At 65.8% G+C, this 26,027-nt stretch carries 28 protein-coding genes and 1 tRNA gene; 13 read left to right on the top strand and 16 right to left on the bottom strand.

The window, feature by feature from the left end; genetic code table 11:
* Positions 1-8: 8 nt before the first annotated feature.
* From OKW35_RS38595 to OKW35_RS38580, 4 genes are read right to left on the bottom strand one after another with little or no spacing between them, the layout of a single operon-like run.
* Positions 9-1,082: a DUF1839 family protein gene (locus OKW35_RS38595; RefSeq protein WP_429554818.1), complete on the bottom strand. Its 1,074-nt coding sequence runs from the start codon at positions 1,080-1,082 to the stop codon at positions 9-11.
* Complete coding sequence (locus OKW35_RS38590) at positions 1,079-2,146, bottom strand: amino acid--[acyl-carrier-protein] ligase (RefSeq protein ID WP_429554817.1); 1,068 nt, start codon at positions 2,144-2,146, stop codon at positions 1,079-1,081. Before OKW35_RS38590 ends, OKW35_RS38595 begins: the two co-directional genes overlap by 4 nt.
* Positions 2,147-3,454 (bottom strand): acyl-CoA dehydrogenase family protein, encoded by a 1,308-nt coding sequence (locus OKW35_RS38585; RefSeq protein ID WP_429554816.1) that lies wholly within the window; start codon positions 3,452-3,454, stop codon positions 2,147-2,149.
* The gene (locus OKW35_RS38580; RefSeq protein ID WP_090804328.1) at positions 3,451-3,702 is read right to left on the bottom strand and encodes an acyl carrier protein; all 252 of its coding nucleotides are present in this window, start codon (positions 3,700-3,702) and stop codon (positions 3,451-3,453) included. Before OKW35_RS38580 ends, OKW35_RS38585 begins: the two co-directional genes overlap by 4 nt.
* Before the next feature lie 367 nt (positions 3,703-4,069).
* On the opposite strand from OKW35_RS38580, the gene OKW35_RS38575 reads away from it, so the two are divergent.
* Positions 4,070-4,603 carry a GNAT family N-acetyltransferase gene (locus OKW35_RS38575; RefSeq protein ID WP_184029325.1) on the top strand — a complete coding sequence of 178 codons (534 nt, stop codon included), beginning with the start codon at positions 4,070-4,072 and terminating at the stop codon, positions 4,601-4,603.
* 98 nt (positions 4,604-4,701) lie between these two features.
* Here OKW35_RS38575 and OKW35_RS38570 read toward each other — a convergent pair whose 3' ends face one another.
* Positions 4,702-6,171: an oligosaccharide flippase family protein gene (locus OKW35_RS38570; RefSeq protein ID WP_429554815.1), complete on the bottom strand. Its 1,470-nt coding sequence runs from the start codon at positions 6,169-6,171 to the stop codon at positions 4,702-4,704.
* Between the two features lie 468 nt (positions 6,172-6,639).
* On the opposite strand from OKW35_RS38570, the gene OKW35_RS38565 reads away from it, so the two are divergent.
* The 5 genes from OKW35_RS38565 to OKW35_RS38545 all read left to right on the top strand — a co-directional run bounded on the left by OKW35_RS38565 (position 6,640) and on the right by OKW35_RS38545 (position 12,101).
* On the top strand, positions 6,640-8,499 hold the full coding sequence (locus tag OKW35_RS38565) for an alpha/beta fold hydrolase (RefSeq protein WP_429554814.1): 1,860 nt from the start codon (positions 6,640-6,642) through the stop codon (positions 8,497-8,499).
* A 136-nt stretch (positions 8,500-8,635) separates the two neighbouring features.
* On the top strand, positions 8,636-9,778 hold the full coding sequence (locus OKW35_RS38560; protein WP_429554813.1) for a mannose-1-phosphate guanylyltransferase: 1,143 nt from the start codon (positions 8,636-8,638) through the stop codon (positions 9,776-9,778).
* On the top strand, positions 9,778-10,011 hold the full coding sequence (locus OKW35_RS38555) for a hypothetical protein (protein ID WP_090804338.1): 234 nt from the start codon (positions 9,778-9,780) through the stop codon (positions 10,009-10,011). Before OKW35_RS38560 ends, OKW35_RS38555 begins: the two co-directional genes overlap by 1 nt.
* Before the next feature lie 140 nt (positions 10,012-10,151).
* A complete protein-coding gene (locus OKW35_RS38550) occupies positions 10,152-10,871 on the top strand; it encodes a FadR/GntR family transcriptional regulator (protein ID WP_184068648.1) in 720 nt (239 codons plus the stop codon).
* Positions 10,872-11,054: 183 nt separating this feature from the next.
* Positions 11,055-12,101 carry a Gfo/Idh/MocA family protein gene (locus OKW35_RS38545; RefSeq protein WP_429554812.1) on the top strand — a complete coding sequence of 349 codons (1,047 nt, stop codon included), beginning with the start codon at positions 11,055-11,057 and terminating at the stop codon, positions 12,099-12,101.
* 34 nt (positions 12,102-12,135) lie between these two features.
* Here the strand turns inward: OKW35_RS38545 and OKW35_RS38540 are convergent, their stop codons facing one another.
* From OKW35_RS38540 to OKW35_RS38510, 7 genes are all read right to left on the bottom strand, one after another.
* Entirely contained in the window at positions 12,136-12,795 is a 660-nt protein-coding gene (locus OKW35_RS38540; protein WP_184029308.1) for an amino acid ABC transporter permease, read from the bottom strand.
* Between the two features lie 186 nt (positions 12,796-12,981).
* Positions 12,982-13,776: a cystine ABC transporter substrate-binding protein gene (locus OKW35_RS38535; protein ID WP_429355428.1), complete on the bottom strand. Its 795-nt coding sequence runs from the start codon at positions 13,774-13,776 to the stop codon at positions 12,982-12,984.
* Positions 13,777-13,881: 105 nt separating this feature from the next.
* Positions 13,882-14,904 (bottom strand): quinone-dependent dihydroorotate dehydrogenase, encoded by a 1,023-nt coding sequence (locus OKW35_RS38530; RefSeq protein WP_184044001.1) that lies wholly within the window; start codon positions 14,902-14,904, stop codon positions 13,882-13,884.
* 126 nt (positions 14,905-15,030) lie between these two features.
* Complete coding sequence (locus OKW35_RS38525) at positions 15,031-15,876, bottom strand: arginyltransferase (RefSeq protein ID WP_090804348.1); 846 nt, start codon at positions 15,874-15,876, stop codon at positions 15,031-15,033.
* 101 nt (positions 15,877-15,977) lie between these two features.
* Positions 15,978-16,715 carry a leucyl/phenylalanyl-tRNA--protein transferase gene (aat, locus tag OKW35_RS38520; RefSeq protein ID WP_429406241.1) on the bottom strand — a complete coding sequence of 246 codons (738 nt, stop codon included), beginning with the start codon at positions 16,713-16,715 and terminating at the stop codon, positions 15,978-15,980.
* 9 nt (positions 16,716-16,724) lie between these two features.
* Positions 16,725-17,270, bottom strand: a complete 546-nt coding sequence (locus tag OKW35_RS38515; protein ID WP_090804352.1) for an NUDIX hydrolase — start codon at positions 17,268-17,270, stop codon at positions 16,725-16,727.
* 359 nt (positions 17,271-17,629) lie between these two features.
* Positions 17,630-17,706 (bottom strand) — tRNA-Met (locus OKW35_RS38510).
* A 223-nt stretch (positions 17,707-17,929) separates the two neighbouring features.
* Here OKW35_RS38510 and OKW35_RS38505 point away from each other — a divergent pair.
* Together OKW35_RS38505 and OKW35_RS38500 are read left to right on the top strand one after the other, a co-directional pair.
* On the top strand, positions 17,930-18,427 hold the full coding sequence (locus OKW35_RS38505; protein ID WP_184043993.1) for a heme-degrading domain-containing protein: 498 nt from the start codon (positions 17,930-17,932) through the stop codon (positions 18,425-18,427).
* 4 nt (positions 18,428-18,431) lie between these two features.
* A complete protein-coding gene (locus OKW35_RS38500) occupies positions 18,432-18,770 on the top strand; it encodes a DMT family transporter (protein WP_429554811.1) in 339 nt (112 codons plus the stop codon).
* A 46-nt stretch (positions 18,771-18,816) separates the two neighbouring features.
* On the opposite strand, the gene OKW35_RS38495 is transcribed toward OKW35_RS38500, so the two are convergent.
* Both OKW35_RS38495 and OKW35_RS38490 read right to left on the bottom strand, forming a co-directional pair.
* Entirely contained in the window at positions 18,817-19,206 is a 390-nt protein-coding gene (locus OKW35_RS38495) for a hypothetical protein (protein ID WP_090805720.1), read from the bottom strand.
* 82 nt (positions 19,207-19,288) lie between these two features.
* Positions 19,289-19,480, bottom strand: a complete 192-nt coding sequence (locus OKW35_RS38490) for a hypothetical protein (protein WP_184029291.1) — start codon at positions 19,478-19,480, stop codon at positions 19,289-19,291.
* Positions 19,481-19,770: 290 nt separating this feature from the next.
* Here OKW35_RS38490 and OKW35_RS38485 point away from each other — a divergent pair, with 290 nt between their 5' ends.
* Positions 19,771-20,058: a hypothetical protein gene (locus OKW35_RS38485; protein WP_184068631.1), complete on the top strand. Its 288-nt coding sequence runs from the start codon at positions 19,771-19,773 to the stop codon at positions 20,056-20,058.
* A 197-nt stretch (positions 20,059-20,255) separates the two neighbouring features.
* The gene (locus tag OKW35_RS38480) at positions 20,256-20,540 is read left to right on the top strand and encodes a DUF1488 domain-containing protein (protein WP_184029285.1); all 285 of its coding nucleotides are present in this window, start codon (positions 20,256-20,258) and stop codon (positions 20,538-20,540) included.
* 93 nt (positions 20,541-20,633) lie between these two features.
* On the opposite strand, the gene OKW35_RS38475 is transcribed toward OKW35_RS38480, so the two are convergent.
* On the bottom strand, positions 20,634-21,608 hold the full coding sequence (locus OKW35_RS38475; protein ID WP_429554810.1) for an NAD-dependent epimerase/dehydratase family protein: 975 nt from the start codon (positions 21,606-21,608) through the stop codon (positions 20,634-20,636).
* Between the two features lie 144 nt (positions 21,609-21,752).
* On the opposite strand from OKW35_RS38475, the gene OKW35_RS38470 reads away from it, so the two are divergent.
* Complete coding sequence (locus OKW35_RS38470) at positions 21,753-22,601, top strand: TetR/AcrR family transcriptional regulator (protein WP_429554809.1); 849 nt, start codon at positions 21,753-21,755, stop codon at positions 22,599-22,601.
* 46 nt (positions 22,602-22,647) lie between these two features.
* Entirely contained in the window at positions 22,648-23,784 is a 1,137-nt protein-coding gene (locus tag OKW35_RS38465; protein WP_429554808.1) for an enoyl-CoA hydratase/isomerase family protein, read from the top strand.
* 62 nt (positions 23,785-23,846) lie between these two features.
* Here the strand turns inward: OKW35_RS38465 and OKW35_RS38460 are convergent, their stop codons facing one another.
* Positions 23,847-24,272, bottom strand: coding sequence for a hypothetical protein (locus OKW35_RS38460; protein ID WP_090805723.1), 426 nt, complete (start codon positions 24,270-24,272; stop codon positions 23,847-23,849).
* Between the two features lie 530 nt (positions 24,273-24,802).
* Here OKW35_RS38460 and ssuD point away from each other — a divergent pair.
* Positions 24,803-25,963 (top strand): FMNH2-dependent alkanesulfonate monooxygenase, encoded by a 1,161-nt coding sequence (gene ssuD / locus OKW35_RS38455; RefSeq protein WP_429554807.1) that lies wholly within the window; start codon positions 24,803-24,805, stop codon positions 25,961-25,963.
* The last annotated feature ends 64 nt before the right edge of the window (positions 25,964-26,027 follow it).

The raw sequence follows: 26,027 nt of genomic DNA, 5'->3' as shown, positions 1-26,027 counted from the left end.
TCACCGTATTAGCGCACCAGAGCGGCCAGCGGTGGCAGCGTTTTTTCATAAGCGCTTTCAAGCACGTCGAAGCAGTCTTCGCAGGTATCGAGACGGCCGCGCGCGATCGCGCGAATGAGCCGGAACTGCATCACCATCGACTCCGACGCGATGCTTTGCGCGGCGGCCGGTATCGTCGGCGGGATCTCGAAGCCTTGCGCGAACAGCCACTGCAGATACTTCGACAGGAACTCGAAGTTCGCGCCGAGCTGCCGCATCAGATTGAACGAGTACAGATGGAAGTACGCCTCGTCGCGCTCGAACAGCGTATCGAGATGCGCGGGAAACGCGGCACGCCATTGCGAAATCGGATTGGTCAACGGACGCCGTTCCAGATGCGCGCACAGCAGTTCCGCCGACGCCTCCGCGAGCGCGGTGCCTTCGAGCGCGGGCCGCGCCTGCTTGGCGAACTCGACGTAGGGAAACAGCAGATCGGGCTGCGCGGTGAAATGCGGCAGCTTGCGAAACACGCCGTCGTAGTCGTCGCCCTCGAGCCGGTGGTAGCCGGTGTTGTGGAAATAGCCGAGGCGGCGCGCGGCGGTGTCGACGAAGTCGATGCCGATCGTGGTCTTCGGATGCTCGCGGCGATACGAGGTCGCGCGCGTATCGGGGAGGTAGTAGCCGTCGACCTCGACGAGCACGGTGTGGCCGCGCAGCGTCTGCGCGAGCACGCGTTCTTCGAGCGAGTCGTAGATCGCGAGCTCCTGCACCTGGGTGCCATACAGATGTTCGAGATCGTCGAGCGGAAACTTGAAGAACGTGAACTGATCGCCTTCGAAATCCTGCGTGACCGTGAACGCGAGCGCCGCGCGCGGATCGAGCCCGAAGCCGTGCAGCAGCTCGATCCACAGATCGACATAGCAGTTGGTCTCCTGCCACACGCGTTCGCCCTGATGCAGCGCGTGCGCTACGTGCTCGCGCAATTGCGTGCCGGCACCGGGCAACGCGTGGGTCTGCTGATGCGTCGGCGGATCGCCTGCCGGTCGCGGCAGCGACGAGTTGGCGAGCGCGCCGGCAAGCGCCGAAGTCGGCGATGGATTCATGCGCGCTCCCCAGCGACGGTCGCCGTTGGCGTCGCCTGCGTTGCCTGCAGCGCATCCGCGACGCGGGTCTCGGTATCGCCCCACAGCAGCGCGCGCACCTCGTCGGGCCACGCGTCGACGTCGAGCCCATGATGACGGAACAGCGCGAGCGTGATGCGTTCCATGCCGAAGCCGACACAGCCCGTATGCGCGGTCGCGCCGTCTTCGCAGGCGATCTTCCAGATCGCGCCGAAGTGGTCCATGTGATAGTTGAACGACAGGCAGGCCGTCTTGCCGCGCGGATCGGCGACCGCGATCAGCAACTCGAACTTGAGCGCCTGCGCGCGCTGACTATCGGCGACGATCTTGCCGCCGCGGCCGAAGAACGGATCGTTCGCGAGATCGACTTCGACCGGCAAGCCTAGCAGCTTCACAAGCAGCGAGCCGCGCTCGATCCACATCTGCCGGAACGCCATCACCTGCTCGGGGCTGCCGAGACGCACGTATTCCCGTTGACGGAACATCTGCATGCGGCCCGGATCGAGCGACGGCTCATGACGGAAGCAGTACGACAGCACGTCGACGGTGTGGCCGTCGGCGGGCAGCGCGCCGCGCCGCGCCATCACCGGATAGATCGGATAGCAGGCGGCCGGCGTCAGCACGACGCGCGTCGGTTTCTGTTGCGCGAGCCACGCGTCGCCGCGGTCGTCGTCGCTGTCGGCCATCGCATCGTCGAGCGCGCGCAGCAGACGGTGGTGGCCCATGTCGTCGCCGCAAAACGAATGGATGGTGCCCGCTAGATTCGGAAAGCTCTTCAGGTATTCGCTATCCTCGAAGTCGGTGCGGCGCATCGCGGGCGGAAAACGCAATACTTCGGCTTGCTGATCTTTACCCAGCTGCGTAATCGCGAGGTTCAGTCGCTCGATCACGTCCTCGAAAACCTGGCTGCGGCCATACAGTCCGTTTTCACCGGTGTCGATCAGCAGGCCGGCGGCCAGCATCTCGTCGCGCAGCGTGAGCGAAGGCCCCACGTCCGTGGCGGCGGCGGCCGCGGCGATAGCGGCGGTATCGGTCATCAGCTTCATTCAGGGTCTCCCCGGCGCGGCAGGACGTTGCGCGAGCAGCAGACTCGCGGTGTTCTGCGCGATACGGTCGTTATTGATCATCAAGGGCGCCGAGTGCAGGTCGCGCAGATGGCGGCCGACGCTATAGGGCGTGCCGTTCTTGTAGCCCGCCATGCCGCAAATCATCAGCACTTCCTGTACCACCTGCAGCGCGGTGGTCGAAATGCTGGTCTTCAGCGTGTTCATGTCCGACGCGAAACCGAGCATCGCCGCGAGCGGGGCGTCCGCTTGGGTCGCGCCCTCGCGTGCCTGATGCGCGGCGCGCGCGGCCTCCAGCGCGACCGATAGACGCGCCTGCATCATCTGCAGCAGCCCGACCGCTTCGGCGAGCCGCAGGCCCGCCGGCGGCATCGTGCCGGGCTTCGCGCGCGCCTGCGCGCGGAAGAACGCTTTCGCGCGATTGACCGCGTCGACGGTGATGCCGGTCCATACCGAGGCCCACAGCGTGTGCGACACGGGCAGCATGGTCTGATCGGCGATGTCGGCGAACGGCGTCGCGAGGATCTGTTCGGCCAGTCCGGTTGCGACGAGCCGGAAGCCCTCGCTGCAGGTGCCGCGCATGCCCATCGCGTCCCAGCCGCCGCGCCGCTCGAGCTGCGTATCGGCGCGCAGCGCGACGATCAGTACCTGGTCGGACGCGGCCGCGTCGGCGGTGCGCCGCGCGGTCACGAGGATGCCGTCGGCGTGCGCGCCGTACGAGATCGTCGGGGCGAGCTTTTCGATCCGAAAACGCGCGCCATCGAGCTCCACCGAGCACGCGCTCGTGCGCATGTTGCCGCCGATCGTCTCTTCCGACGTCGCCGACGCGAGCAGCCATTGCTGCTCGGCCAGTTGTGCAAGCAGGCTCGCTTGCCAGGCGGAGGCGCCGCGATGAGAGTCGATGCACGCGACCTGGATCTGATGCATCGCATAGATCATCGCCGTCGATGCGCAGCCCTGCGCCAGCGTTTCGCAGATCGCACCGATATCGGCAAGCGACAGGCCCGCGCCGCCGAAAGCGGTCGGCACCATCGCCGACAATAAACGCTCGGCCTTGAGCGCGTCGAACGCCTCGACCGGAAAGCGCGCCTCGCGGTCCACGGCGTCCGCGTACTGCGCGGCGATCGCCGCGCAACGATGCGCTGCAGCACGCCATTCGGGACCGGTATCGAGCGCGCTCAGCGTCCCGGTGCCAGCGCCCTGGCCGTCGCCGGTCCGGGCGTCAGTAGTCGAGTTCGAGGCCGCCCCGCAGGCCGCTGCGGCGGCCTGATCCAGCAGCGGCGCACTCATGCTGCCGCCTTGGCCTGCTGCAACTCCGTCATCGCGGCGGCCATCGAGTCGATGCTCGAGAACAGACGGCGCGTCAGCATACGGTCAGGAATTTCGACGTTGAATTCGTCTTCCATGGCAAGCATCAGATGCACGGTCGCGAGCGATGAGAGTCCGGCAGCATAGAGGTCGGCGTCGTCGGCGAGGCTTTCCAGCGGGACATCCAGGCGTGCGGATTCGGACAGGATGCGTCTCAATGCAGTTTTCATGCAGTGCTCCCTTATGGTCAAAGGTCTGCCGATGGGTGCCGAGGTCGAATGACGTCGGCACCTGATTTTCGTGTGTAGTTTCGTGCGGTGCGAAGACCGCGGCGTGCGTTCGCGATGGTGCAGTGCAGTGTTGCAGGCGGGCCTGCGTGAAGCCATCTGCGATACCGGGCGAACGTGGCAAGGCTGCGCTTCGTTGGCTCGTATTTAAGGATCGTCAACCCCGAGCGTCAGTGCGATGGCGCACGGAAGCACATCTTTAGCGCACGTTACCGTGTAGTCGATGATGAGGGACCGTCATGGATCGGCCTGCCGTCGCGCACGGCAGGCATCGCCGGACCCGCCGAAAATTTTGACAGCCGGGGGCGTGATGAACTGGAAAACGCTGGAGTTCGATCAGCTATCTGCACGTGAGTTGTATGTCGTGCTGCGTGCGCGCAGTGCGGTATTCGTCGTCGAGCAGTCGCATGTGTGCCTCGACGCGGACGGTCGCGACGAGCAGGCCTTGCATGTGTTCGCGGTCGAAGACATGGCGCGGCCGATGCCGGTGCTCGCCTATGCGCGGGTGCAGCCCGGCGATTCCGAAGATCCGGAAGTGACGATCGACAAGGTGCTGACGAGTCCGCTGCGGCGCGGCGACGGCACCGCCGAGATGCTGATCGAGCGTGTGCTCGAAGCGGTCGCCCAACGCTGGCCGGGCCGCGCCACGCGCGTGAGCGCACCGCTTGGTTTGCGCGGGTTCTACGAGCAGTTCGGCTTTCGCAAGACGGAGGGACCGTACCTCGAACACGGCATGCCGTTCATCGGTCTCACGCGTCAGGTGCGCGGCGCTCAGGCGCGCTTCGGTCTGAGGCGCCGCGAGCGCGACGGCGCATCGTTCGTCAATACGTTCGAACTGTTGTGACGCCGCGTCGGCTGGGTACGTGTTTTCAGCCTTGGCATCCAGGTCCACCGACCGTGAACGAGCGGTGGACCGGCGTCATTGATTGCGCGCGCGGGGACTCAGCCTCGTGCCCGTCCGGACGACGGCGCGCAACGCAGCCAGAGCCTGTAAAGCGCGTCGCGCAACTCGCTCGACCCGCGCAGCGACATGCCGAAGTTCGCCGCGCTCAACGCGAGCGCGACGACGATCGCCAGCAGCAACGCGCTGATTGAATCCGCGAGCGCGAGCGCGACGAGCAGAAACGCGAGATGCGCGAGCATGTTGCGCACGATCGTCCATGCATGCAGCCCTGAGAACGCGAGCAACACCGAGTAATCGAGCAGCACCTTCAGCACGACGACGACCGCCGCGCCCATGATGCCGAACCAGTGGATGCCGCACCATAACGCGCCGGTAAAGAACGGCAACTGAAGCCAGCTGACGCTCGCCACTGCCACGGGATGGGTCTGCGCCTGCAACAGGCTGCCGAGGATGCTCGACTGGCCGCTCAGCCACACGCCGAGGATCAGCACGCTCGCGACCGGCGCCGCGGCGGCGAGCTGCGGTCCGAGCCACAGCAGCAAAAACGGCTTCAGGGCGAACAGCGCGATGATCACGCATGGCGTAAATGCTCCATTGAGAAACGCGAGCGCGTTGTGCGCGAGCGCATCCGCATCCTCGCGCGACGCCGCCGACAGTCGCGGAAACAGGGTGCGCACCATAGCGAGCGGCAGCAGGTTCAATCGATTGATCAGGTTTTGCGGCGTCGCGTAGTAAGTGACGAAGCGCGCGCCGAGCAGTCCGCCGATGAACACGCGGTCGAGCGTCGACGCGATCATGTTGGCGCCGGAAAACATCAGCAGCCAGCGGCCGTTGCGGAACAGCCCGATCATCAAGCGCCATTGCGGCATCCGCATACGGCGAATGCCGAGCGCGCGAATGGCGGCCACGCCCAGCATCAGGCCGCCGACGAAACGCGCGATCACGGCGGCTGGAATCGCGATCGCCAGTGACGGCGAAAAGCAGAGGACCGCCACGATCGGCAGCAACTGGAACAGCGCGGTGCCGAACGTCTGGTTGATGTTGTAGCTCGTGAAGCACTCGACGCCGGTAATCGCGCCCGCGAACACCCAGGTCACGTTCGCGATCGGCACAGCGACCGCGATCCACGGCAGGCTCGCCATCACTTCATGCTGGAACGTCGGCTCGATTTTCACGCCGTAGGTGATGTAGACGATGGCTCCGGCATAAATCAGCGCGCCGCCGATGATGCCGGTACCGAGATTCATGAACCACGCACTCCAGAAAATCGGTTCGATCGAATCGTCGCTGGCCGCGCGAGCCTTGGCGATCTGGTTTTCCGTCGCCAGACTGGTGCCCAGATCAAGGACGCTGAAGTAGCCGATCAGCGCCCACACCAGATTGATCACCCCGTAACGCTCGGCGCCCAGCAGATGAATGTAGGTGGGCACGGTCACGAGGGAAACGAAGGTCGGCGCGACGGCGCCGGCAAGGTTGATGAAGATGTTCCTGACGATGCTTCGTTCCATGTTCCATTGCCGGGCCGGTGAGAAGGGCCGCGCGGACATACGCGGCGGCATCAACGCGTCGCAGGTCTTGCATCTTGCCCCCGGGCGCCGCGTGACTGTGTGGGTGGCCGTACAGATAGCCGCGATCGGGAGGGGGTTAAATGGCAAAGCTCATAGGGTAGCGCAGTGGTTAGCCACGAGCCGGCCGCGCGCACCGCATTGCGGAGCATTCCTAAGCGCGCCCGCGCCGTCTCCATCACGTAATGCTCGCGGCACGCTGCACGCAGTCGCGGGCAGCGACCACAGCGCATGACCGACGCGATCCGCCGCGCGTCGGTCCACACGCGGGGCATGCTGCACTGCACAGCACGCTCATCGACACACGCCAGCGCAGCGCGATTCGGAACCCAAACTAATGTGGCGCGACGCACATATGCGCGAGAGCACCTTTGTTGTAATCATTTGAAAAGGAAGAGTAAGGAGCGGACCGTGAGACCCATCGTCTTCGACGGCAAATTCGGCTGGTTGCATCCAGCGAACGGCCCGGATGGCGTTGTGATGTGTTCCCCGTTTGGCTACGACACGCTGTGCACGTATCGCGGCATGCGCCGGCTCGCCGAGCGCCTCGCCGCGCGCGGCATGCCGGTGCTGCGCTTCGACTACCCGGCGACCGGCGACTCAGCCGGCGACCCGACCGACGCCGGCCTGTGGCGCGCATGGATCGACAGCGTGAAGCAGGCGGTCGCGCAACTGCGCGAGGCGACCGGCGTCGAGCGTGTCAGCGTGTGCGGTCTGCGTCTCGGCGGCATGCTGGCCGCGCTTGCCGCGCAGGAACTTGGCGATGTGCACGGTCTCGTGCTGATGTCGCCGGTGCTGTCGGGCAAGACTTACCAGCGCGAATTGCGCGCGCATTACCGGCAGTGGTTGAACGATCCGGCCGCGATGGATTGCGTGGTCGAGCCCGATACCGACGAGTTCGTCGAAGCGTATGGCTTTCGCATGTATCGCGACACGCTGCAAAGCCTGCACGCGGCGGATCTGTATCGCGCGACGAGCCGGCCGGCCGCGCGCGTGCTGCTGCTCGATTCACTGAACCCGGCTCGCGCCGGTGCGCTCGCCGCGCATTACAGCGAACATGGCGTCGAGCTCGAGCGTCACCCGTTCGACGAATACAGCCGCTTCATGATGGAACCGCTCGAAAGCGAAATACCGCACGCCGCGTTCGAGACCATCGAGAACTGGCTGCTGGCGGGGAGCGCGCAAACGGCCCAAACGGCCCAAACGGTGGCGCGCGTGCCCGAGCGAGCGGAAGAGCCGGCGGGCGGCCACTATGTCGCGCCGAGGCTGCACGAGACGCCGGTGTGGCTGAATGAGGGCAAGGTGTTCGGCATCTACTGCCGGCCCGACGGCGCCGCGGCGGCGCGCGCCCCGGCGGTGCTGCTGCTCAATACCGGCGCGGTGTCGCGGATCGGCAATGGGCGTTTCGGCGTACATTTCGCGCGGCGTCTCGCACGCCAGGGGATCGCGTCGCTGCGCATCGACGTCCGTGGTGTCGGCGACAGCATGCCGTCGTGCGACACGTTGAGCCTCGACGCGCTGTACTCTCAGTCGAGTGTCGGCGACGCCGCGTACGCGTCGCGCTGGCTTGCCGCGCGCGGTCATGCGGGCGCGCTGCTGCTCGGCATCTGCTCGGGCGCTTACACCGGCCTGCATGCGGCGATGCGCGAAGCGGCGGTGGTGGGCGCGGTGATCGTCAACGTGCAGAAGTTCAGATGGCGTAACGTCTGCGACGAACACGGCAAGCCGATGATCCCGGTGTCCGCGTTCGGCTCGACGCGCAACTACATGCGCTCGATGAAGCAGCCGGGCAAATGGCTGCGCGTGCTCAAGGGCGAGACGGGCGGCTGGGGCCTCGTGCGCGAGCTGGTGGTACGCCAGCTCGCGCGGACCGGCGAAACGCTGGCCGACCGGATCGAGCAACTGTGTGGCCTCGAATTCGGCGCACGTGACGAGCGGCATCTGTTCGCGAACCTCGAAGCACGGGGCGTCGACACGCACCTGGTGTTCGGTGTGCTGGACGAAGGCGTCGAGGAGCTCGAGCGCTACTTCGGCGTGCGCGGCACGCGGCTCGCGCGCTTCACGCGCATTCACGTGGCCTTCTGCAAGCACACCGATCACGCGATCCTGTCGTCGGTGGCGCAGGAAAACATCATGTCGTACGTCGAGAACGTCTATCGCGGCGGCTTCACGAAGCTGCGTCAGCCCGACAGCGCGGCGCTCGACGGCGAGCTGCACAGGCACGATGAACATCGCGCCGCGGGGGCGTTGCGTCCGTTCGGAGAAGCATAGGGAGCACGCGGACAGACAGGGGCGCCCAGGCCGCAGCGTGCGTCGCGCGCATACGACTGAACGCGCGTGCGACCACGAGGCACTTGCTGGCGTCATGCCGGCCCGTGAACAGGATCTGGATTCGACAGGATCGCAAATGAATCGAATGGTAGAACCAGGTAATTCGCCCGCGCCGCAGGCTGGGACCGCCGCCGCGCTGCGCGAACTGACCGTGCAACCGGTGATTCTCGCGAGCGGCTCCGGTACGAGGCTGTGGCCGCTGTCGCGCGAACGCAATCCGAAGCAGCGGATCGGGCTGATGGGCGACCAGTCGCTGCTCGAAGCGACGCTGCGCCGCCTCGACGACGCGTTCGACCCGGCCGCGCCCGACGCGGCCCGCACCACGCCGCCCGCCGCGCCGCTGGTGGTCTGCTGCGAGGAACTGCGGCTGCCGACGCTCGAGCGCGTCGAGCAGTACCGAAAGCCGGTGCGCATACTGCTCGAACCGATGGCGCGCAACACCGCTCCGGCGCTGACCGTCGCGGCGCTCGCCGCGCGCGCGCTTGCCGCGGCCGGCGACGATCCGATGCTGGTCGCGCTGCCCGCCGATCATCCGATCGCCGATCAAGCGGCGTTCGGCGCGGCGCTCAAGGAAGCGCTCGCGCATGCTTCGCGGGGCGCGATCGTCACGCTCGGCGTGCCGCCGCAGCGCGCGGCGACCGGCTACAGCTATATCCGCACCGCTGCGGCCTTGGGAAACCGGGGTGCGCGGACGATCGAGCGCTTCGTCGAGAAGCCCGATGCCGAGCTGGCCGAGCGCTACTTCGCGTCGGGCGAGTACTGGTGGAACAGTGGCATGTTCGTGGTGCGCGCGTCGGTGTGGCTCGACGCGATCGGCCTGTGCCGTCCGCTGATCGCGGCGGCCTGCAAGGACGCATTCGCAGGCGCGAGCATTGACGAGGCCGGCGCGCTGCATCTCGCGCGCGACGCGTTCGCCGCGTGTCCGTCCGACTCGGTCGACTATGCGGTGATGGAGCGCATCGGCACCGACGCGCGTCTCGTCGGCGTGACGGTGCCGCTCGACGCGGGCTGGTCGGACACCGGCGCCTGGGACTCGGTGTGGGACGCGTCGAGCAAGGACGGCGACGAGCGCTTCCTGCTGTCGGAGAATCAGTCGACGTTGATTCCGCTGGGCGTCAGGCATCGGCTCGAAAATGCTGGCAAGACGCCGCTGGAAATCATCGAGGTGCAGTCGGGCGGCGCTCCCGGCGAAGACGACATCGTGCGCTTGCACGGCTGATGGACGCCGAGCTGTTCGGCGTCAGCGTGCTGTCGGAGGCGCAGGAGCCGATCTTTGTTCGCCGGAACACGCAGGCGTCCGACCACGTCCGTGCAAATCAGACAATTTCATCACGCCAACGTGCGAATGCGCACAATTCAAACCCCACAACGCAGGCACGCTTTGACGAGCGAGCTTTGTGCCTGGCGAAACAGATGGCGTTACACGAACGAAACAAATCTTCAGAGGGATAACCCTGTCAGGAAGTGTCCCACTGGCGCATCCGTTTCGAAGCTTGCAACGTATCGAAAAACGATTCTATTGGCATAACAGATACGTACGGGCCCTTCAATCAACAGGCCACGCGGGGTCAACACCGCTTCGGGGATATGTCATGGAACACGCAAACAAGGATCGCTCGTTGGTGAGCAAAGTCATGGACGGGCTCGTCAGCGGCATCGTCGAGGAAAAATACGGCGCGATTCTGCCGCCGCAGGATGTGCTGTCGAAGGAATTCGATGTGAGCCGCACCGTGATGCGCGAGGCGCTATCGATGCTGCTCGCGCGCGACATGCTCGACGTGCGGCCGAAGATCGGCACGCGCATCCGGCCGATGAGCGACTGGCGCATGATCGACGAGGACGTCGTCAATTGGCGTTTCCGCGCAAAGCCCGATCCGATGTTTCTGCGTGACGTGATCGAGTTTCGCATGCTGATCGAACCGCGCGCGTCGGCGCAGGCGGCCGCGCGCGGCAGTGCCGCGGAAGTCGCGGCGATTCGCGAGGCGTTCGAGGCGTTTCGCATGATCCGTCCGGGCGAGGCCGGCTATCAGGAAGCCGACGAGCTGTTCCATACGCGCATCGTGATCGCGAGCGGCAACCAGTTCTTCAAGCAGATGGCGGCGATCATTCGCGGCGCGCTGTCGACCCTCAATCCGATCGTGCACGACCGGGAAGGGCTGTGGGAGAGTGCGATCGCATCGCATCAGCGCGTCATCGAAGCGATCGAGCGGCGCGATCCGAAGGAGGCCGAGATCGCTGCGCTCGCGATGATCGATTACGCGGCCGAGGAGGTCGGCGGGCGGTTTTCCGCGGAGCCGCCGGCGCGGGTTTGAGCGTGATTGCGAGCGCGGGCTGAGCGTATCTGTCAATGTCCGGCGGGAGCGGCGGGGTGGGGTGTCGAAGGTCGGTGCGCGGCAGTGATGCCGCATGGTTCGATTGGCCGGGTTCGCCGCGTTCGCAAGCGGCATCGGTGACAATAGCGGCTGTTCCGAACCGCATGGACCTTTGCACACACGATGACAGATACGACAGCGGCACCGCACGCAGCCAGCACCCAACCGACCGATCGGGCAGCGCAGGACACCGCTTCATCGCGCGAGATCCGCTGGGGGATCGTCGGCACCGGCCGGATTGCGCGCCGCTTCGCGCAAGGGCTCGCGTTCGTGCCGCGGACGCGGCTCGCGGCGCTGTGGTCGCGTCGCGTGGAACCGGCCCAGGCGTTCGCCGATGAATTCGGCGGCGCCGTCTGCGACAGTTTCGACACTCTGCTCGCGAGCGGCATCGACGCGCTCTATATCGCGACGCTGCAGGACAGTCACGCCGACTATGCGATCGCCGCGTTGCAAGCGGGGCTGCACGTGCTGTGCGAGAAACCCGCGTGTATCAATCGTCCGCAGCTCGAGCGCGTGCTCGACTCCGCGCGCGCTTCGCAACGGCTCTTCATGGAAGCGATGAAGCCGCCGTTCTATCCGCTCTACAGAAGGTTGCGCGAGCACCTCGCGGCCGAGCCGATCGGCGAGGTCGGGCTCGTGCGCGCGGGCTGCTCGGTGCCGGGCGTGCCGGCCGATCATCCGTCGCTGTCGTTCGAGCATGCGGGCGGCGCGCTGCTCGATATCGGCATCTACGAGATGTTTCTCGCGGTCGACTGGCTCGGCGCGCCACGCGACGTGCAGACCTTCGGCCGGCTTGGCGCGACCGGCGTCGATACGTTCGCGAGTCTGAACAGCCAGCACGAGCGCGGTGGTATCGCGCAGCTATTCTGCGGGCTCGATCTGCATGGCAAGGGCGATGCGCTGCTGATGGCCCAAGGCGGTCACGTGACGCTGCACGAGCCGTGGTGGAACCCGTCGCGCGCGACGATCCGTTATGCGGATGGCCGCGTCGTCGAACTCGACGAACCGTTCGAAGGCGGCGGCTTGAACTACGAGACCGCGCACTTTTGCGAGCTGATTCGCGCGGGTGTGCTGGAGAGTCCGCTGATGCCGCACGACACGTCGCGACAGATGATCGCGATGGCCGACGCGGCGCGCGCGGCGTTGGGGCTCAAGTTCGCTGGGGAATGAGCCGCTGGGGCCAACGAAAGGGAGTGGGCGGCGCTCAGTGCCGCGTAGGCAGCGACAGCCGCCGCTCGTACCAGCGCTGCGCCCACTCGAGCACCTGACACAGCACCCAGTACACGGCCGCGGCCGCAAGATAAAGCGGCAGCGGCTGGTAGGTCGACGCGATGATTTCCTGCGCGCTGCGCAGCAACTCGGTCACCGTGATGACGGACACGAGCGAGGTGTCCTTGATCAGGCTGATCAGGCTGTTCGACAGACTCGGCACCGCGATGCGCAGCGCCTGCGGCGCGATCACGTAGCGCAGCGTCTGACGCCGCGACAGCCCGAGGCTGTACGAGGCGAGCCACTGGCCCTGGTGGATGCCCAGAATCGCGCCGCGCATGCTCTCGGACAGATACGCGGCGACGTTTGCCGACAGCGCGATCACGCCGGCCGGCGTCGGATCGAGCGAAATGCCGAAGCTCGGCAGACCGTAGTAAATCACGAAGATCTGCACGAGCAGCGGCGTGCCGCGCATCACGCTCACATAGACGCGCGCGATCCAGTTCAGCGGACGGCTGTGGCTGATGCCCATCAGCGCGAGCATGGCGCCGCCGATCAGGCCGAAGATCATCGACAGGATCGCGAACTTGATCGTCAGCAGCGCGCCTTGTGCGAGCACCGGCAGCGATTGGAGCAGCAGGGATGTGATGGACATGGGCATTGTTCTTATTGACGCACAAAGCGCACATCATAAACTTTGGCGCGCGTTCAGGCGCGGGTCGCGCGATGCGGCTTGGGGTATACGCGACGCGCGGCTCGGCTCCCGCAACTCGCGTGGGCCGCAAAAAGCGCGAAGGGCGGCATCGTGATCGATGCCGCCCTTCGTTCGACTCCACGCGTGTTACTTGATCGGCTTGCTGACGTCGATGCCGAACCACTTGTCCGAGATCTTCGTGAAGGTGCCGTCCGCTTCGAGCTGGGTCATTGCGTCGTCGATCGCCTGCGCGAACTTCGGGTTGCCCTTTCTGAACGGAATGCCCGACGGGTTGCCCGGGCCGACGTTCGCGCCGGTGCGCAGCGGCAGGTTCGAGTTCTTCAGCAGGTACGCGAGCATCAGACGGTCGTTCAACGCCGCGTCGAGCCGGCCGGCGGCCAGATCACGCAGGTATTCGGGTGCGCCCGGGTAGGTCTTCACGTCGATGCCCGGCACTGCCTTCGCCATGTCCATGTAGTTCGTGCCGAGACCGACGCCGAGCTTCTTGCCCTTCAGGTCTTCGAGCGAGGTGAACTGGCGCGTGTCGTTCTTGCGCTGGATCAGTTGCGCCGCCGAGTACGTGTACGCCGGGGAGAAGTCGAGCGTCTGCTTGCGCGCGTCGGTGATGCCGACCTGGTTGACGATCACATCGAACTTGCCCGCCTGCAGACCGGCGATGATGCCGCTCCACTCGGTCGTGACGAACTCGGGCTTCACGCCGAGCCTGGCCGCGACCGCCTTGGCGATGTCGACGTCATAGCCGACCAGCTCGCCCGACGGCGCTTTCGAGTTGAACGGCGGGAAGGTGCCTTCGAGACCGATGCGCAGCGTGCCGCGCTGCTTGACCTGGTCGAGCAGGTCTTCCGCGTGCGCGGTAACGGCGCTCAGCGACATGCCGATCAGCGCGGTGGCGAGGAGCTTCTTCAACAGGCCGAATTTCATCGTGTTCCTTGTACGTCTGATGTTTTGACGGTCGAGAGCATAGCAAACGAGCCTATCGCCACCTAAATACCGTTTGTTTATGTCTATATGCGGCGGCGCGGATGCCTAGCGCAACGCCTGCGCGCATTCGGCGACGAGCGCCGGACCGCGGTAGATGAAACCAGTATAAAGCTGCACCAGCGACGCGCCGGCCGCGAGCTTCGCGCGCGCATCGTCGCCCGAGAAAATGCCGCCGACGCCGATGATCGGCACGGCCTCGCCGACTTCGGCGCGCAGCTTGCGGATCACCTCGTTCGACGCGTCGAACACCGGCTTGCCCGACAGGCCGCCGGCTTCGTCAGCATGCCGCATGCCGGCGACGGCGGTGCGCGAGAGCGTAGTGTTGGTCGCGATGACGCCTTCGAATTTGTGGCGCAGCAAGGTGTCGGCGATCGACTTGACCTGCTCGTCGTCGAGGTCGGGCGCGATCTTCAGTGCGAGCGGCACGAGCTTGCCGTGCATGTCGGCGAGTCTTTGCTGCTTGTCCTTCAGCGCGGCGAGCAGCGCGTCGAGTTCGTCGGCGCCCTGCAGCTGGCGCAGGTTCTTCGTATTCGGCGACGAAATGTTGACCGTCACGTAGCTCGCGAACGGGTACACGCGCTCGAGGCAGTACAGATAGTCTTCAGCGGCGCGCTCGATCGGCGTGTCGGCGTTCTTGCCGATGTTAAGACCGAGGATGCCGCGATAGCGCGCGGCCTGGACGTTCTTCACGAACTGGTCGACGCCGGCGTTGTTAAAGCCCATCCGGTTGATCACCGCGTTCGCCTGCGGCAGCCGGAACATGCGCGGACGCGGATTGCCCGGCTGCGCGCGCGGCGTCACGGTGCCCACTTCGATGAAGCCGAAGCCGAGCGCCGCCAGACCGTCGATGCACGCGCCGTCTTTGTCGAGGCCCGCCGCGAGTCCGACCGGGTTTCGAAACGTCAGGCCCATCAGGGTGCGCGGCGAATCCGGCACGCGTGACGCGAGCGCGCCGGCGAGGCCGGTGCGACCGGCGGCGCCGAGCATGCGCAAAGTCAGATGGTGAGCGTCTTCCGCGTCCATGCGAAAGAGTTGGGCGCGAACGAGCGGATAAAGGGAGCTGAGCACGGGATGAAGCCGGACGGCCGGAAAATGGGAACCCGCTATTTTACCGGCTTTGGGCTTTGATGAGACTGGTGGGGCGTTGCCGGCGACGAGCAGGACCCGGCAACGACTCGACGGACGGCACCTCGACTACGGCCTGAGCGGCCCGCGTCGTCCATGCATCGCGAAATCGACCGGCGGCAGGTCGATGCTGGCCGGATCGAGCACGCGCCACGCGCCGTCGATCAAGCCTTCGAGCGGCCGGAAATTCGCCTTGTACGCCATTTTCGGGCTTTCGCGAATCCAGTAGCCGAGATACACGTACGGCAGGTTCAGGCTGCGCGCCTGCTCGATCTGCCAGAAGATGTTGTAGGTGCCGAAGCTCGCGTGCGGCAGGCTCGGCTCGAAGAACGTGTACACCGACGACAACCCGTCGCCGAGGATATCGATCATGCTGATCATGCGCAGCGCGCCCCGCGCGTCAGGTGGCCCGTCAGGTCGCCCATCGGGCTGCAGCGGCGCTGGCTCACGAAACTCGACGAGCCGCGAGTTGATCCGGCTTTGCAGCAGGAACTGCTCGTACTGGTCGCGGCTGTCGCGATCCATGCCGCCGCCCGCGTGGCGCGCCGACTGGTAGCGCATATACAGCGCGTAATGCTCCTCGTCGTAGTGCAGCGGCGCGACGGTCGCGATCAGGTCGCCGTGCTTTCTCCATACACGCCGCTGCGTGCGGTTCGGCTGAAAACGCTCGACCGGCACGCGCACCGGCACGCACGCGCGGCAGCCGTCGCAATACGGGCGATACGTGAACACGCCCGAGCGCCGGAAGCCCGCCTTGACGAGGTCGGTGTAGACGTCCGAATTGATCAGGTGACTGGGTGTGGCGACCTGCGAGCGCGCGATGCGGCCGTCGAGGTAACTGCAGGGATAGGGCGCCGTTGCATAAAATTGCAGCGCGGAAAGCGGAGAAAGAGGCAGCTCGTTGGGATGAGTCACGTTGGCAGCTCTCGAAGCGTCTCTGGTAATGCAAACCCGGCACGCCCGGCGGTTGATGCCGCTATTCGATGGGCGGCGGACCGGATTCGGCCTGATTTTTCCTACGCCGCCTGCGCGAGGATGTCGAGCAGGGCGGTCTTGTCGAAGCGCCACGGGATAGCCGGCGCGCCGACAGACGCGCGAACATGCGCGACAAACGCCTTGCGCGCTATCTCGCGGCCGCCGAGCGACGCCAGATGCGACGTGTTCTGCTGGCAGTCTATCATTTCTATTTCGTGACGTCGCAAGTGGCCGACCAGCGCGGCCAGCGCCATTTTCGAGCCGTCGGTGACGTCGGTGTACATCGATTCGCCGAAGAACATCCGCCCGAGCGACACGCCATACAATCCCGCTACACGCTTGCCCTCGAGCCAGGTTTCGATGCTGTGCGCGTCGCCCAGGCGGTGCAGCGACGAATAGGCTTCGACGACGTCGGCGGTGATCCACGTGCCGCGCTGACCGTGGCGCGGCGCCTGCGCGCAGGCGCGCATCACGGCGGCGAAATCGTGATCGACGCGGATTTCCCACGCGTCGTCGCGCAACACGCGCTTGAGCGTCTTGCGCAGCGATGGCGACACCTTGAACTCGGCGGGGCGCAGGATCATGCGCGGATCGGGGCTCCACCACAACACCGGCTGGCCGTCCGAATACCACGGGAAGATGCCGCGCCGATACGCGTCGATGAGGCGCGACGGCAGCAGATCGCCGCTTGCCGCCAGCAGACCGGGCGCGCCGCTCGCGGCGCCGAGCGCGCGCTCGACGGGCGGAAACGGGTCGTCAGCTCCGAGCCAGGGAACCATGCGCGCCGCTCAGCCTTCGCGCAGGGAGCGGAAGATGTCGCCGGTATGCAGGCCGAAACTGCCGGCCGCGCGGTCGGCGAAAAAAAAGCGCAGCGTCTGGCCGACGGTCGGAAACGCGATCTCATCCCACGGAATCTCGTGCTCCTCGAACAGCTTCACTTCGAGGCTTTCCTCGCCGGCGACGACGTCGAGATCGAGCAGCCGCGCCATGTAGAACAGATGTACCTGATGCACGTGCGGCACATTCAGCAGCGAAAACAGGTTCTGCACCTCGACGCGGGCGCCGGCTTCCTCGAGCGTTTCGCGCGAGGCGGCTTCGGCCGTCGTTTCTCCCATTTCCATGAAGCCGGCGGGCAGTGTCCAGTAACCGTAGCGCGGCTCGATCGCGCGACGGCACAGCAGCACCTTGTCGTCCCACACGGGAACGGTGCCGACCACGTTACGCGGATTCTGATAATGCACGGTGCCGCAACTGCCGCATACGAAGCGCTCGCGATTGTCGCCCGGCGGAATGCTCAGACTGACGCCGTGGCCGCAGACAGAACAGAATTTCATTGGAAAGGGGACGAGAAAGGGTGATAGGAGTTTATCACCGGGGCGAGGGATTACTGAGGCGCCGACAGGGGCTGCGCGAGACGACGTCCAAGGCGGCGAGCGCCGTCGTGTCCGACATTGATTGACAGTCGATTTTTGGATGCGCTGATGGCATCGGTCCTGATGGTTGAGATGGAGGCCACCGCGTCCACCGCAGTCATCTTTTCTCTCTTGTACATTGCCCCGTAGCTTGGCGCGTCATTCAGTTGACGCGTTTTTTTCGCCTGAGGGAGGGGCGGTCAAGGGGATCACCAGACCAAGGCCACAAAAACAAAAAAGGGTTACACGCCGATGCGTTGTAACCCTTCAATGATTTCGGTTGGTTGCGGGGGTAGGATTTGAACCTACGACCTTCGGGTTATGAGCCCGACGAGCTGCCAGACTGCTCCACCCCGCGTCCGTCGAAGAAAAGATTATAGACCAGCCAGACGGCCAGCGCAATAGCCATGTAAGAATTGGCTTCATTGCGCTTCGCTCTGCCCGCGCGACGTCGCCTATCGGAAAGGCTCTGGAAAGCCGTGCGCGGACGCTGCGATAGAATTCAGATTCTCCACGCGGCTCGCCGGATCTTCACGACGGCGGCCCCTTTGACTCTGATGCCCCGACCCGTTCTGAACCCCATGGATATCGCTCACGACCTGCAGGTCATCGCCATTCAGGAAAAGACCCTCGTGTTTCCCCGCTTCGATGCCGACCGCGCGTGGCAAGTCGGCGCGTATCTGCACGAAGTCGCGAAAGCGCGCGGCATTGCCGCTGCGATCGACGTGCGCACGTTCGGCCAGCCGCTGTTCTTCAGCCTGCTCGACGGCGCGACGCCCGACAACGTCGACTGGGCGCGCCGCAAGGGCAACACCGTCGCGCAATTTCGCCGTAGCTCGTACGCGATCGGTCTGAAAATGCAGCTCGCGGGCGCGACGCTCGCCGACAAGCACGGACTGCCGGCCACCGAGTACGCGTCGCACGGCGGCGCGTTTCCGCTGGCGGTGGAAGGGGCGGGCGTGATCGGTTCGATCACGGTGTCCGGTCTGCCGCAGCGCGCCGATCATGAACTCGTGGTCGAAGCGCTGTGCGCGCATCTCGGTCACGACTACGGCAAGCTCGCGCTCGCGAAAAACTGACGCGATGCGCGTACCCCCGTATGCGCTGCTCGCGATCGCGATCGTCGCCGAAGTGATCGCGACTTCCGCGATGCGGGCCTCGGACGGCTTTTCACGCCTGCTGCCGTCGATGGTCGTCGTGCTCGGCTACGGCATCGCGTTCTATTGCCTGTCGTTGACGCTCCGAAGCATTCCAGTCGGCATCGTCTACGCGATCTGGTCCGGCGCGGGCATCGTGCTGATCACGCTGGTCGCGCTAGTGCTGTACCGGCAGGTACCCGACGTGCCGGCGATCATCGGGCTGGGATTGATCGTCGCTGGCGTCGTGGTGTTGAATCTCTTCTCGAAGATGCAGGCGCATTGAGCGCCCGCGCCAGCCGCCGCGATTGCCGCCAGGCACGTAAATCGGCTTACTTGCAGCGCACGATCATCGAGCGGCCCTTCACGTTCGCCGACGCCACGTTTGTGACGCTGCCGCCGGCGGTGCCGCCTTCGTCGTTGTCCTTCGACACGATGTCGTAGCCGGTCGCGCCGCAGGCCTTACCTGCTTGCACGTAGCACGAGGCCCAACTCGAGCCGGCGTCGGCGCCGCTGCAGTTGACCGCGAAGCCGGTCTGGCCGTTGGGCAGATTGATCAGCGTGGTCGTGTTCGACGACGCGCAGCCGCCCAGTCCCGCGGCGAGCAGCAGTGCGGCGGGCAAGGCGGCCGACAGCGACGCGCGACGCACGAGGGCAAGCGCGGCGCTGGATCGGAGGCGGTGGAATCGGCCGGCGCGTCGCGGTTGCGTCGTGAATTGCATCGTGTTGTGTCCTTTCATTCAGATAGAGGGGGTCTGCCGGGCCGGGTCGGCCGCTGTGGAGCGCGAGGGCGTGCGCCACGGCTCAGGTCATTTCGACCGTGATGCCCGCCGCGTTGAGGAGCCGCCGGGCTTCCGCGCCTTCTTCAGTGGCTGCGTCTTCCCAGATGCCGATCGCTTTCGGGATGTCGATGCCGTGACTTTCGGCGTACTCGAACCAGCGGTTCGCCGCATCCGGCTCGGGCAGTTCATGATCCTGCAGAAAATATTTTCCCATATTGCGCTCGCTGGCCTCGAAATGGCGTCGTAACAGGTACCGTGCGACAGCATGGAGCATGCCGGTATGGACCGTTCGACCAGCGCGCGCGGCTGAAGTGCGGCGCGGCTCTTCTGGCGCGGCGCGGGGGGCGCGTCTCGCGAGCAGAACTTATCGCGCTGCAACGCGCCTTATCGTTATGGGACGGGCCGCCCGCACACACCCAGTGCAGCGGCGCGCCGCATGCTGAAGCATCAGGGCGGCGCCGTTGCGACTGGCGCCAGCTCTGCAACCGCAACAGGAGGACGAAGATGGCTGAACGGGTCAGTGGCCCTTATCGCGGCTATTACATCAGCGCCGCCGCGCGCCTCGTGCCAGGGGGCAGCACGTCGGGCACGTCGGGCGACGCGCACACCAAAGCGGACGGTACTTACGTCGGCACGGTCAGCCTCGCCGAGCTCGGCCCGGACGATCCGCACCGGATGGAAACGCTGCTCGAGCTCGGCGACCGGCAACGCTTCGACAGTGAAGAAGAGGCGCTCGCGTTCGTCGAACGGGCGGCCCGCGAGTATGTCGACCGATTGCTGGATGGGCCGTGAGCGTGTCGGCGATTTCCGTGCAAAGGGCCCGCCGATGGGCTCGCCAAGGCAGCGCGCGATGCCCTGAATCAGGCGCCCGCGCGCGCTGGACCGTGATCCGGCGGCGCGAGTACCATAGCGGGACTTGCGAGGATCGGCGGCGCGCAGGGCCTTCCGCGCAAGCTACGTTCCCGCCGCCAACTTCTGACGAGGCGACCATGAAGATCCGTTTTCCCGAAGACGCGCCTGCTTACCGCGACTCCAACCTGACCGTCGTGTTTTCCGCGCTGGTGGACGGTGAGCCGGTGCCGTGCGCGATCTCGGTGGAAGCGCTCGAGGATCATTTCGGCGCTTACAGCGAGGACCTCGACGGCTGGCTGCGCGCGTTCGATGCGGGCCGGCCGCGCATCGAGGCCGTTGCGCGTGAGCATCTGCAGATCAGTAACGGCACACCCGTGCTGCTCAAGAGTGGCCACTTTCCGCCGGGGCAGATGGCAGGCTAAGCCGACCTGCCGACGGACCGTCGGCGCCAGAGGCCGGGTGCAGGTCCATCTCTGCGGTTTTCATTTCACCTACGCATCGCCAACGCCTTGCCGCTAATTCATGTCGCGTGCCGGCACCACCTCGCGCGCCGCTTCGAAGCACCGCCTGATCCCTTCCTGATACGACGTCTTCCTGAGCGGCCCGATCAACGTCGCCAGCGCCGAATCATCGAGCACGACCGGCTCGGTCATCAGATAGTTCATCTCGACCAACTCGCGCATCAGCGGATTGAATAGCCCAAGCACGCGCAGCATGCCCTTGCCGGCCACCATCAGCTTCGGCCGGGAGCTCGCAAGCGCGTAGGCCTCGCGAGCCACCTCGCGCTGCGTGATCGTGCCGGCGCCCGCGAGATGCCACCAGCGGCCGTAGGCTTCGGGCGTGCGCGTAAGTCGTTCGATCACGGGACCGACATCCGGCAGATAGATGAATTCGTGCGGTACGTCGACGGGACCGAGCACCTGCGCGCGCTTGCCGGTAGCGGCGCCAACGAAGACACCGTGCAACAGGCTGCGCTCGACCCCCGGTCCGTAGAAATCGGGCAGTCGCAATACCAGCGTTTCGAGACCTTTCTGGCCATGCGCGGCCAGCACGAGCTTTTCCTGTTCAAGCCGCATGCGGCCCTTGAAGGTGTGCGGCTCGCGCGGATGATCTTCGCGGACCGGGTTGCCGCGCGCGCGGCCATACGGATACACGGTGCCGATCAGAATGAAGCGCTCGACACCGGCGGCCGTCACGCCAGCCAGCGTTTTCTCCATCAACGGCGGGTGCTGCGCGAACTGGTCGTAGGGCACGCCGACGAGGTAGATCACGGTCTGAAGACCGGCGGCCGCGGCGCGGATCGAGGCGGGGTCGTCGGGGTTCCAGGTGACGATCTCCGCGTGCGGGTCGTCACCGAAAGTCCGTTGCAATACCTCGCGCGAGCGGCCGACCACCCGGTAATCGCGGCCCGCCGCGCCAAGCGCCGTCGCGATGCTTTGACCCGCAGCGCCCGCTGCACCGAATAAACCGACCTTTCCCGTGGTTTGCATGACGATTCCCTCAGATGGCGGCGCGACATCGTCGCGCGCTCGTGGCTGCTCGATTTGACAGATGAAAATTTACTGAACATTGTTCAGTAAACGATGTTCAGTTTAAATTGACTTTTCAGTTTGTCAATCTGAAAATTGCGAGTCATGGGAATCGCCGAACGAAAAAACCGCCAGAAGCAGGCACTGCGCGAACGCATCCTCGATGCCGCGCGGCGCATCGTCGTGGGCGAGGGCTTTGCCGCGCTGTCGATGCGCAAGATCGCTGACGCGATCGAATATTCGCCCGCCACGTTGTATCTGCATTTCGCGAGTCGCGACGACATCGCGCGGGCCTTGTGCGCCGAAGGCTACGCGCAGTTGCTCGCGACCTTCGTGCCGCTCGTGCAGATCGCGGATCCCGCCGAACGGCTGAAGGCGCTCGGGCGCGCGTACGTCGCGTTTGGCGTCGAGCATCCTGAAACGTACCGGCTGATTTTCATGGAGGACCCGAGCTATACCGGCGCGGCGCTCGGTGGCGGGGTGGGCACTGGCAAACACGACGGCAACACGGGCGACACAAGCGCGAACACCGGGACCGGTGGTTCGACCGCCTCCCTGGGCAACGCCGCCGGCGGCGTTGCCGACGACGATCCCGGCGACGCCGCGCTGCACATCATGATCGACGCGCTCGACGAATTGCGAGCAGCGGGGCATCTGTCGGCGTCGGTCGCATCGATGGAGCCGGCCATCTGGGCCGAGGCGTTGTGGGCGAGTCTGCATGGCATCGTCGCGCTGAATCTCACGTGCCCGGTGTTTCCGAGCGTGCCGCTCGAGACGCTCGTCGGCGTGACGCTCGACGCATGGCTCGGTGTGCCGCAGGCCGTGGCGGCGGGCGCATCGAACAGCGCCGCAGTCCGCGGCAAAAAAACCGTCGCGCGGCGCCACGCCAAGTCGGCCGGCTCCACGGACCCGGCCCGCGAGCTCCCCACCAAACGCAAAGCGGCAGGCCCGTGATAACGTTCGGTTCCACCTCATGCCGCGCCGCCGCGCCCAGTTCTCCATGTCCACGTCCGCCTTGCCCGCCACTAGCGACGAAATCGCGACCCACGTAGCCAACCGCATCGGTCTCATCGAACTGGAGCGGCCGAAAGCGCTGAACGCGCTGTCGACCGGCATGATCCGCGCGATCCACGCGGCGCTCGACCAGTGGCGCGAGGACCCCGAGGTGCTGGCCGTCGTCGTGCGCAGCCGGCACGAGCGCGCGTTCTGCGCGGGCGGCGACATCCGCTTCATGTATGAAGCGGCGCAAACCGGCGACCAGGAGGCGCGCGATACGTTCTTCAGCGAGGAATACCGGCTCAATCACGCGATCTTCGTGTATCCGAAGCCGTATATCGCGTTGATGAACGGCATCGTGATGGGCGGCGGCGTGGGCATTTCGCAGGGCGCACATCGCACCGGCGGCCTGCGCGTCGTCACGCAATCGACGAAGATGGCGATGCCCGAAACCCGTATCGGCCTCTTTCCGGATGTCGGCGCGAGCTGGTTTCTCGCGCGCACGCCCGGCGCGATCGGCCGCTATCTGGCGGTGACCGGCGAGACGATCGGCGCGGCCGACTCGCTGTACGCGGGCCTCGCCGATGCCTACATGGACGACGCGGCGTTGCCCGCGCTCGTCGATAGGTTGGGTCGCGAACCGTTCGAGCGCGGTGCTGATGTGGTTGCGTGCGTCGAGCGCGAGACGCTCGCGTATCAGGTCGCGCCGCGGCCCGAGGAGAGCGCGCTCGCGAAGGCGCGGACGTTGATCGACCGGCATTTCGCGCTGCCCGACGTCGCGCGGATACTCAAGTCGCTCGAACAGGAACGCGAGCGCGGTGGCGACGCGGCGGAGTGGGCCGAGCAGACGATCGCGGTGCTGCGCGAGCGCTCGCCGCTGTCGATGGCGGTCTCGCTCGAAGTGGTCACGCGCGCGGAAGGGTCGATGGCCGACGTGCTGCGCACTGATCTCGATCTGACGCGCTCGAGCTTTCTGCGCGGCGATACGGTGGAAGGCATTCGCGCCCGCATCATCGATAAGGACAACGCGCCGCGCTGGCGTTTCGCGCGCATCGAGGACGTCAACCGGGCCGATGTGGAGCAGATGTTCGACAGCCCGTGGCCGGCGAACGAGCACCCGTTGGGCGCTCTGCGCGGCTGAACGCGCGGCCTCGCGAACCCGCCCGCGCGAATCTAGGCGTTGCGCGAATTCATGTTCCGCGCTTATTCCTCTGCCTCGCTCGCCATGAACGCGCGCATGAACACGAGCGCACCCCAGCCCCACATCGCGTTCGCCGTGAAGCCCACCGCGAGGCGCGGCAGCATGTTGCCGCTCGGCCAGATGCCGCGCAGCGGATCGACGACGAACACGCTCGCCGCCGTCAGCACGATGCCGCCGAACACGAACGCGGGTACCCACGGCGCGCGCCGATGCGGCGCGACGCGCAGCAGCCAGGCCATCAGCACGGCCCAGCACGCGCTCCAGATTGCGTTCGCGATGAACTCAGGCAGGCCGAGCGGCAAAAACGGCGCGGTCGAAAAACCGCTGGGGTCGATCATGCCGGCAGCGTGCATCAGCGCCAGCGTCGATTCGCGAAAGAACAAAGAAGCCAGAAAACCGGCGACGAACGGCAGAATAATTTTTTGCATGCATTGCACCGGCAACGTACAGGCAACTCGCAAGACCTGTACCGGGTGATTGGAAACGAGCGCCATTATATCGACCGGGGTTGGGCGGCCGGGGCCGCGTGTATAAAGCGCAACAACCGTATGCGGTAGAACCGGGCTAATCACGAAAGCGGAAATCCTAAGCTCAATAAAATCGTTCAAAAGCCGCGGACCGCTCCATAGACTGTTTCCTCATGCAGACGGCTCGGGTGTCGCCGTCATCCGATAAATCGAGCGCATCACGCGCACGTTGGTCGAGGAAAGCCGTCGCAATGTCGAGCCTCACACCGAATCTCCGTTGTCGCAGGGCCCGCGCGCGGTCGTGTTCGCGGTGTCGTCCGCCAGGCGCATAGCCTTCATCGATTTGACGCAGTTGCCGATGGCCTGAGTCCATCGTCCGTTTCTCAATCCTTCAACGCGTCGCAGCGCCTTGCCGGTTGCCGGCTCGATGCGCGCGGCCGGCGCTCGCGCTCACCGTTTTCATTACGTCAGGGACAGACAGGAGTAACAACATGAATGTGTTCTGGTTCATTCCGACTCACGGCGACAGCCGCTATCTCGGTACGTCCCACGGCGCACGCGCAGCCGACTACGACTACTTCCGGCAGATCGCCGTCGCCGCCGACACGCTCGGCTACGAGGGCGTGCTGCTGCCGACCGGCCGCTCGTGCGAGGACGCCTGGGTCGTCGCGTCGAGCCTGATTGCCGTGACGCAGCGGCTGAAGTTCCTCGTCGCGATTCGCCCGGGGCTGTCGTCGCCGGGACTCGCCGCGCGTATGGCGGCGACGTTCGACCGGCTGTCGACCGGGCGTCTGTTGATCAACGTGGTGACGGGCGGCGACGCGGCCGAACTGGCCGGCGACGGCGTGTTCGTCGATCACGACACGCGCTACGAAATCACCGACGAATTCCTGCATATCTGGCGCAAGCTGCTCGCCGCGTCGCCCAGCAACGAAGCGATCGATTTCGACGGCAAGCATTTGCGGTCGAAGGGCGGCAAGGCGCTATATCCGCCGGTGCAAAACCCGCATCCGCCGCTGTGGTTCGGCGGCTCGTCGGCGGCCGCGCACGATATCGCGGCCGAGCACATCGACACCTATCTGACGTGGGGCGAGCCGCCCGAAGCGGTCGCGAAGAAGATCGCCGACATTCGCGCACGCGCCGCGGCGCGCGGCCGGCAGATCCGCTTCGGCATCCGTCTGCACGTGATCGTGCGCGAGACCGAGGAGGAAGCGTGGGCCGCGGCCGACCAGCTGATCAGCAAGCTCGACGACGACACGGTCTCGCGTGCGCAGGCGTCGTTCGCGAAGATGGATTCGGAAGGGCAGCGCCGTATGGCCGCGCTGCACGGCGGCAGGCGCGGCGGGCGCGAGCAGCTCGAGGTCTATCCGAACCTGTGGGCGGGCGTGGGGCTCGTGCGCGGCGGCGCGGGCACCGCGCTGGTCGGCAGTCCGGAGCAGGTGGCCGCGCGTATGAAGGAGTACGCGGCGCTCGGCATCGAGACGTTCATCCTGTCGGGCTATCCGCATCTCGAGGAATCCTACCGCTTCGCCGAACTCGTTTTTCCGCTGCTGCCGCAACGCTTCAGCAAGGTTGCCAACGGGCCGTTGTCGGGGCCGTTCGGCGAAATCGTCGGCACCAGCTATCTGCCGAAGGCGGCGAGCGCGAGTTGAGCGCGCCCATAGCATGGGTCGCGCGGCTTGCGCGACACGCGCACGACGATCGACAGGCAAGGAG

The sequence above is a fragment of the Paraburkholderia sp. MM5477-R1 genome, from assembly GCF_050436385.1.
Taxonomy (GTDB): Bacteria; Pseudomonadota; Gammaproteobacteria; order Burkholderiales; family Burkholderiaceae; genus Paraburkholderia; species Paraburkholderia tuberum.
Note: the sequence above shows the minus strand (reverse complement) of the source record. Positions and strands in the feature narration are given on the sequence as shown.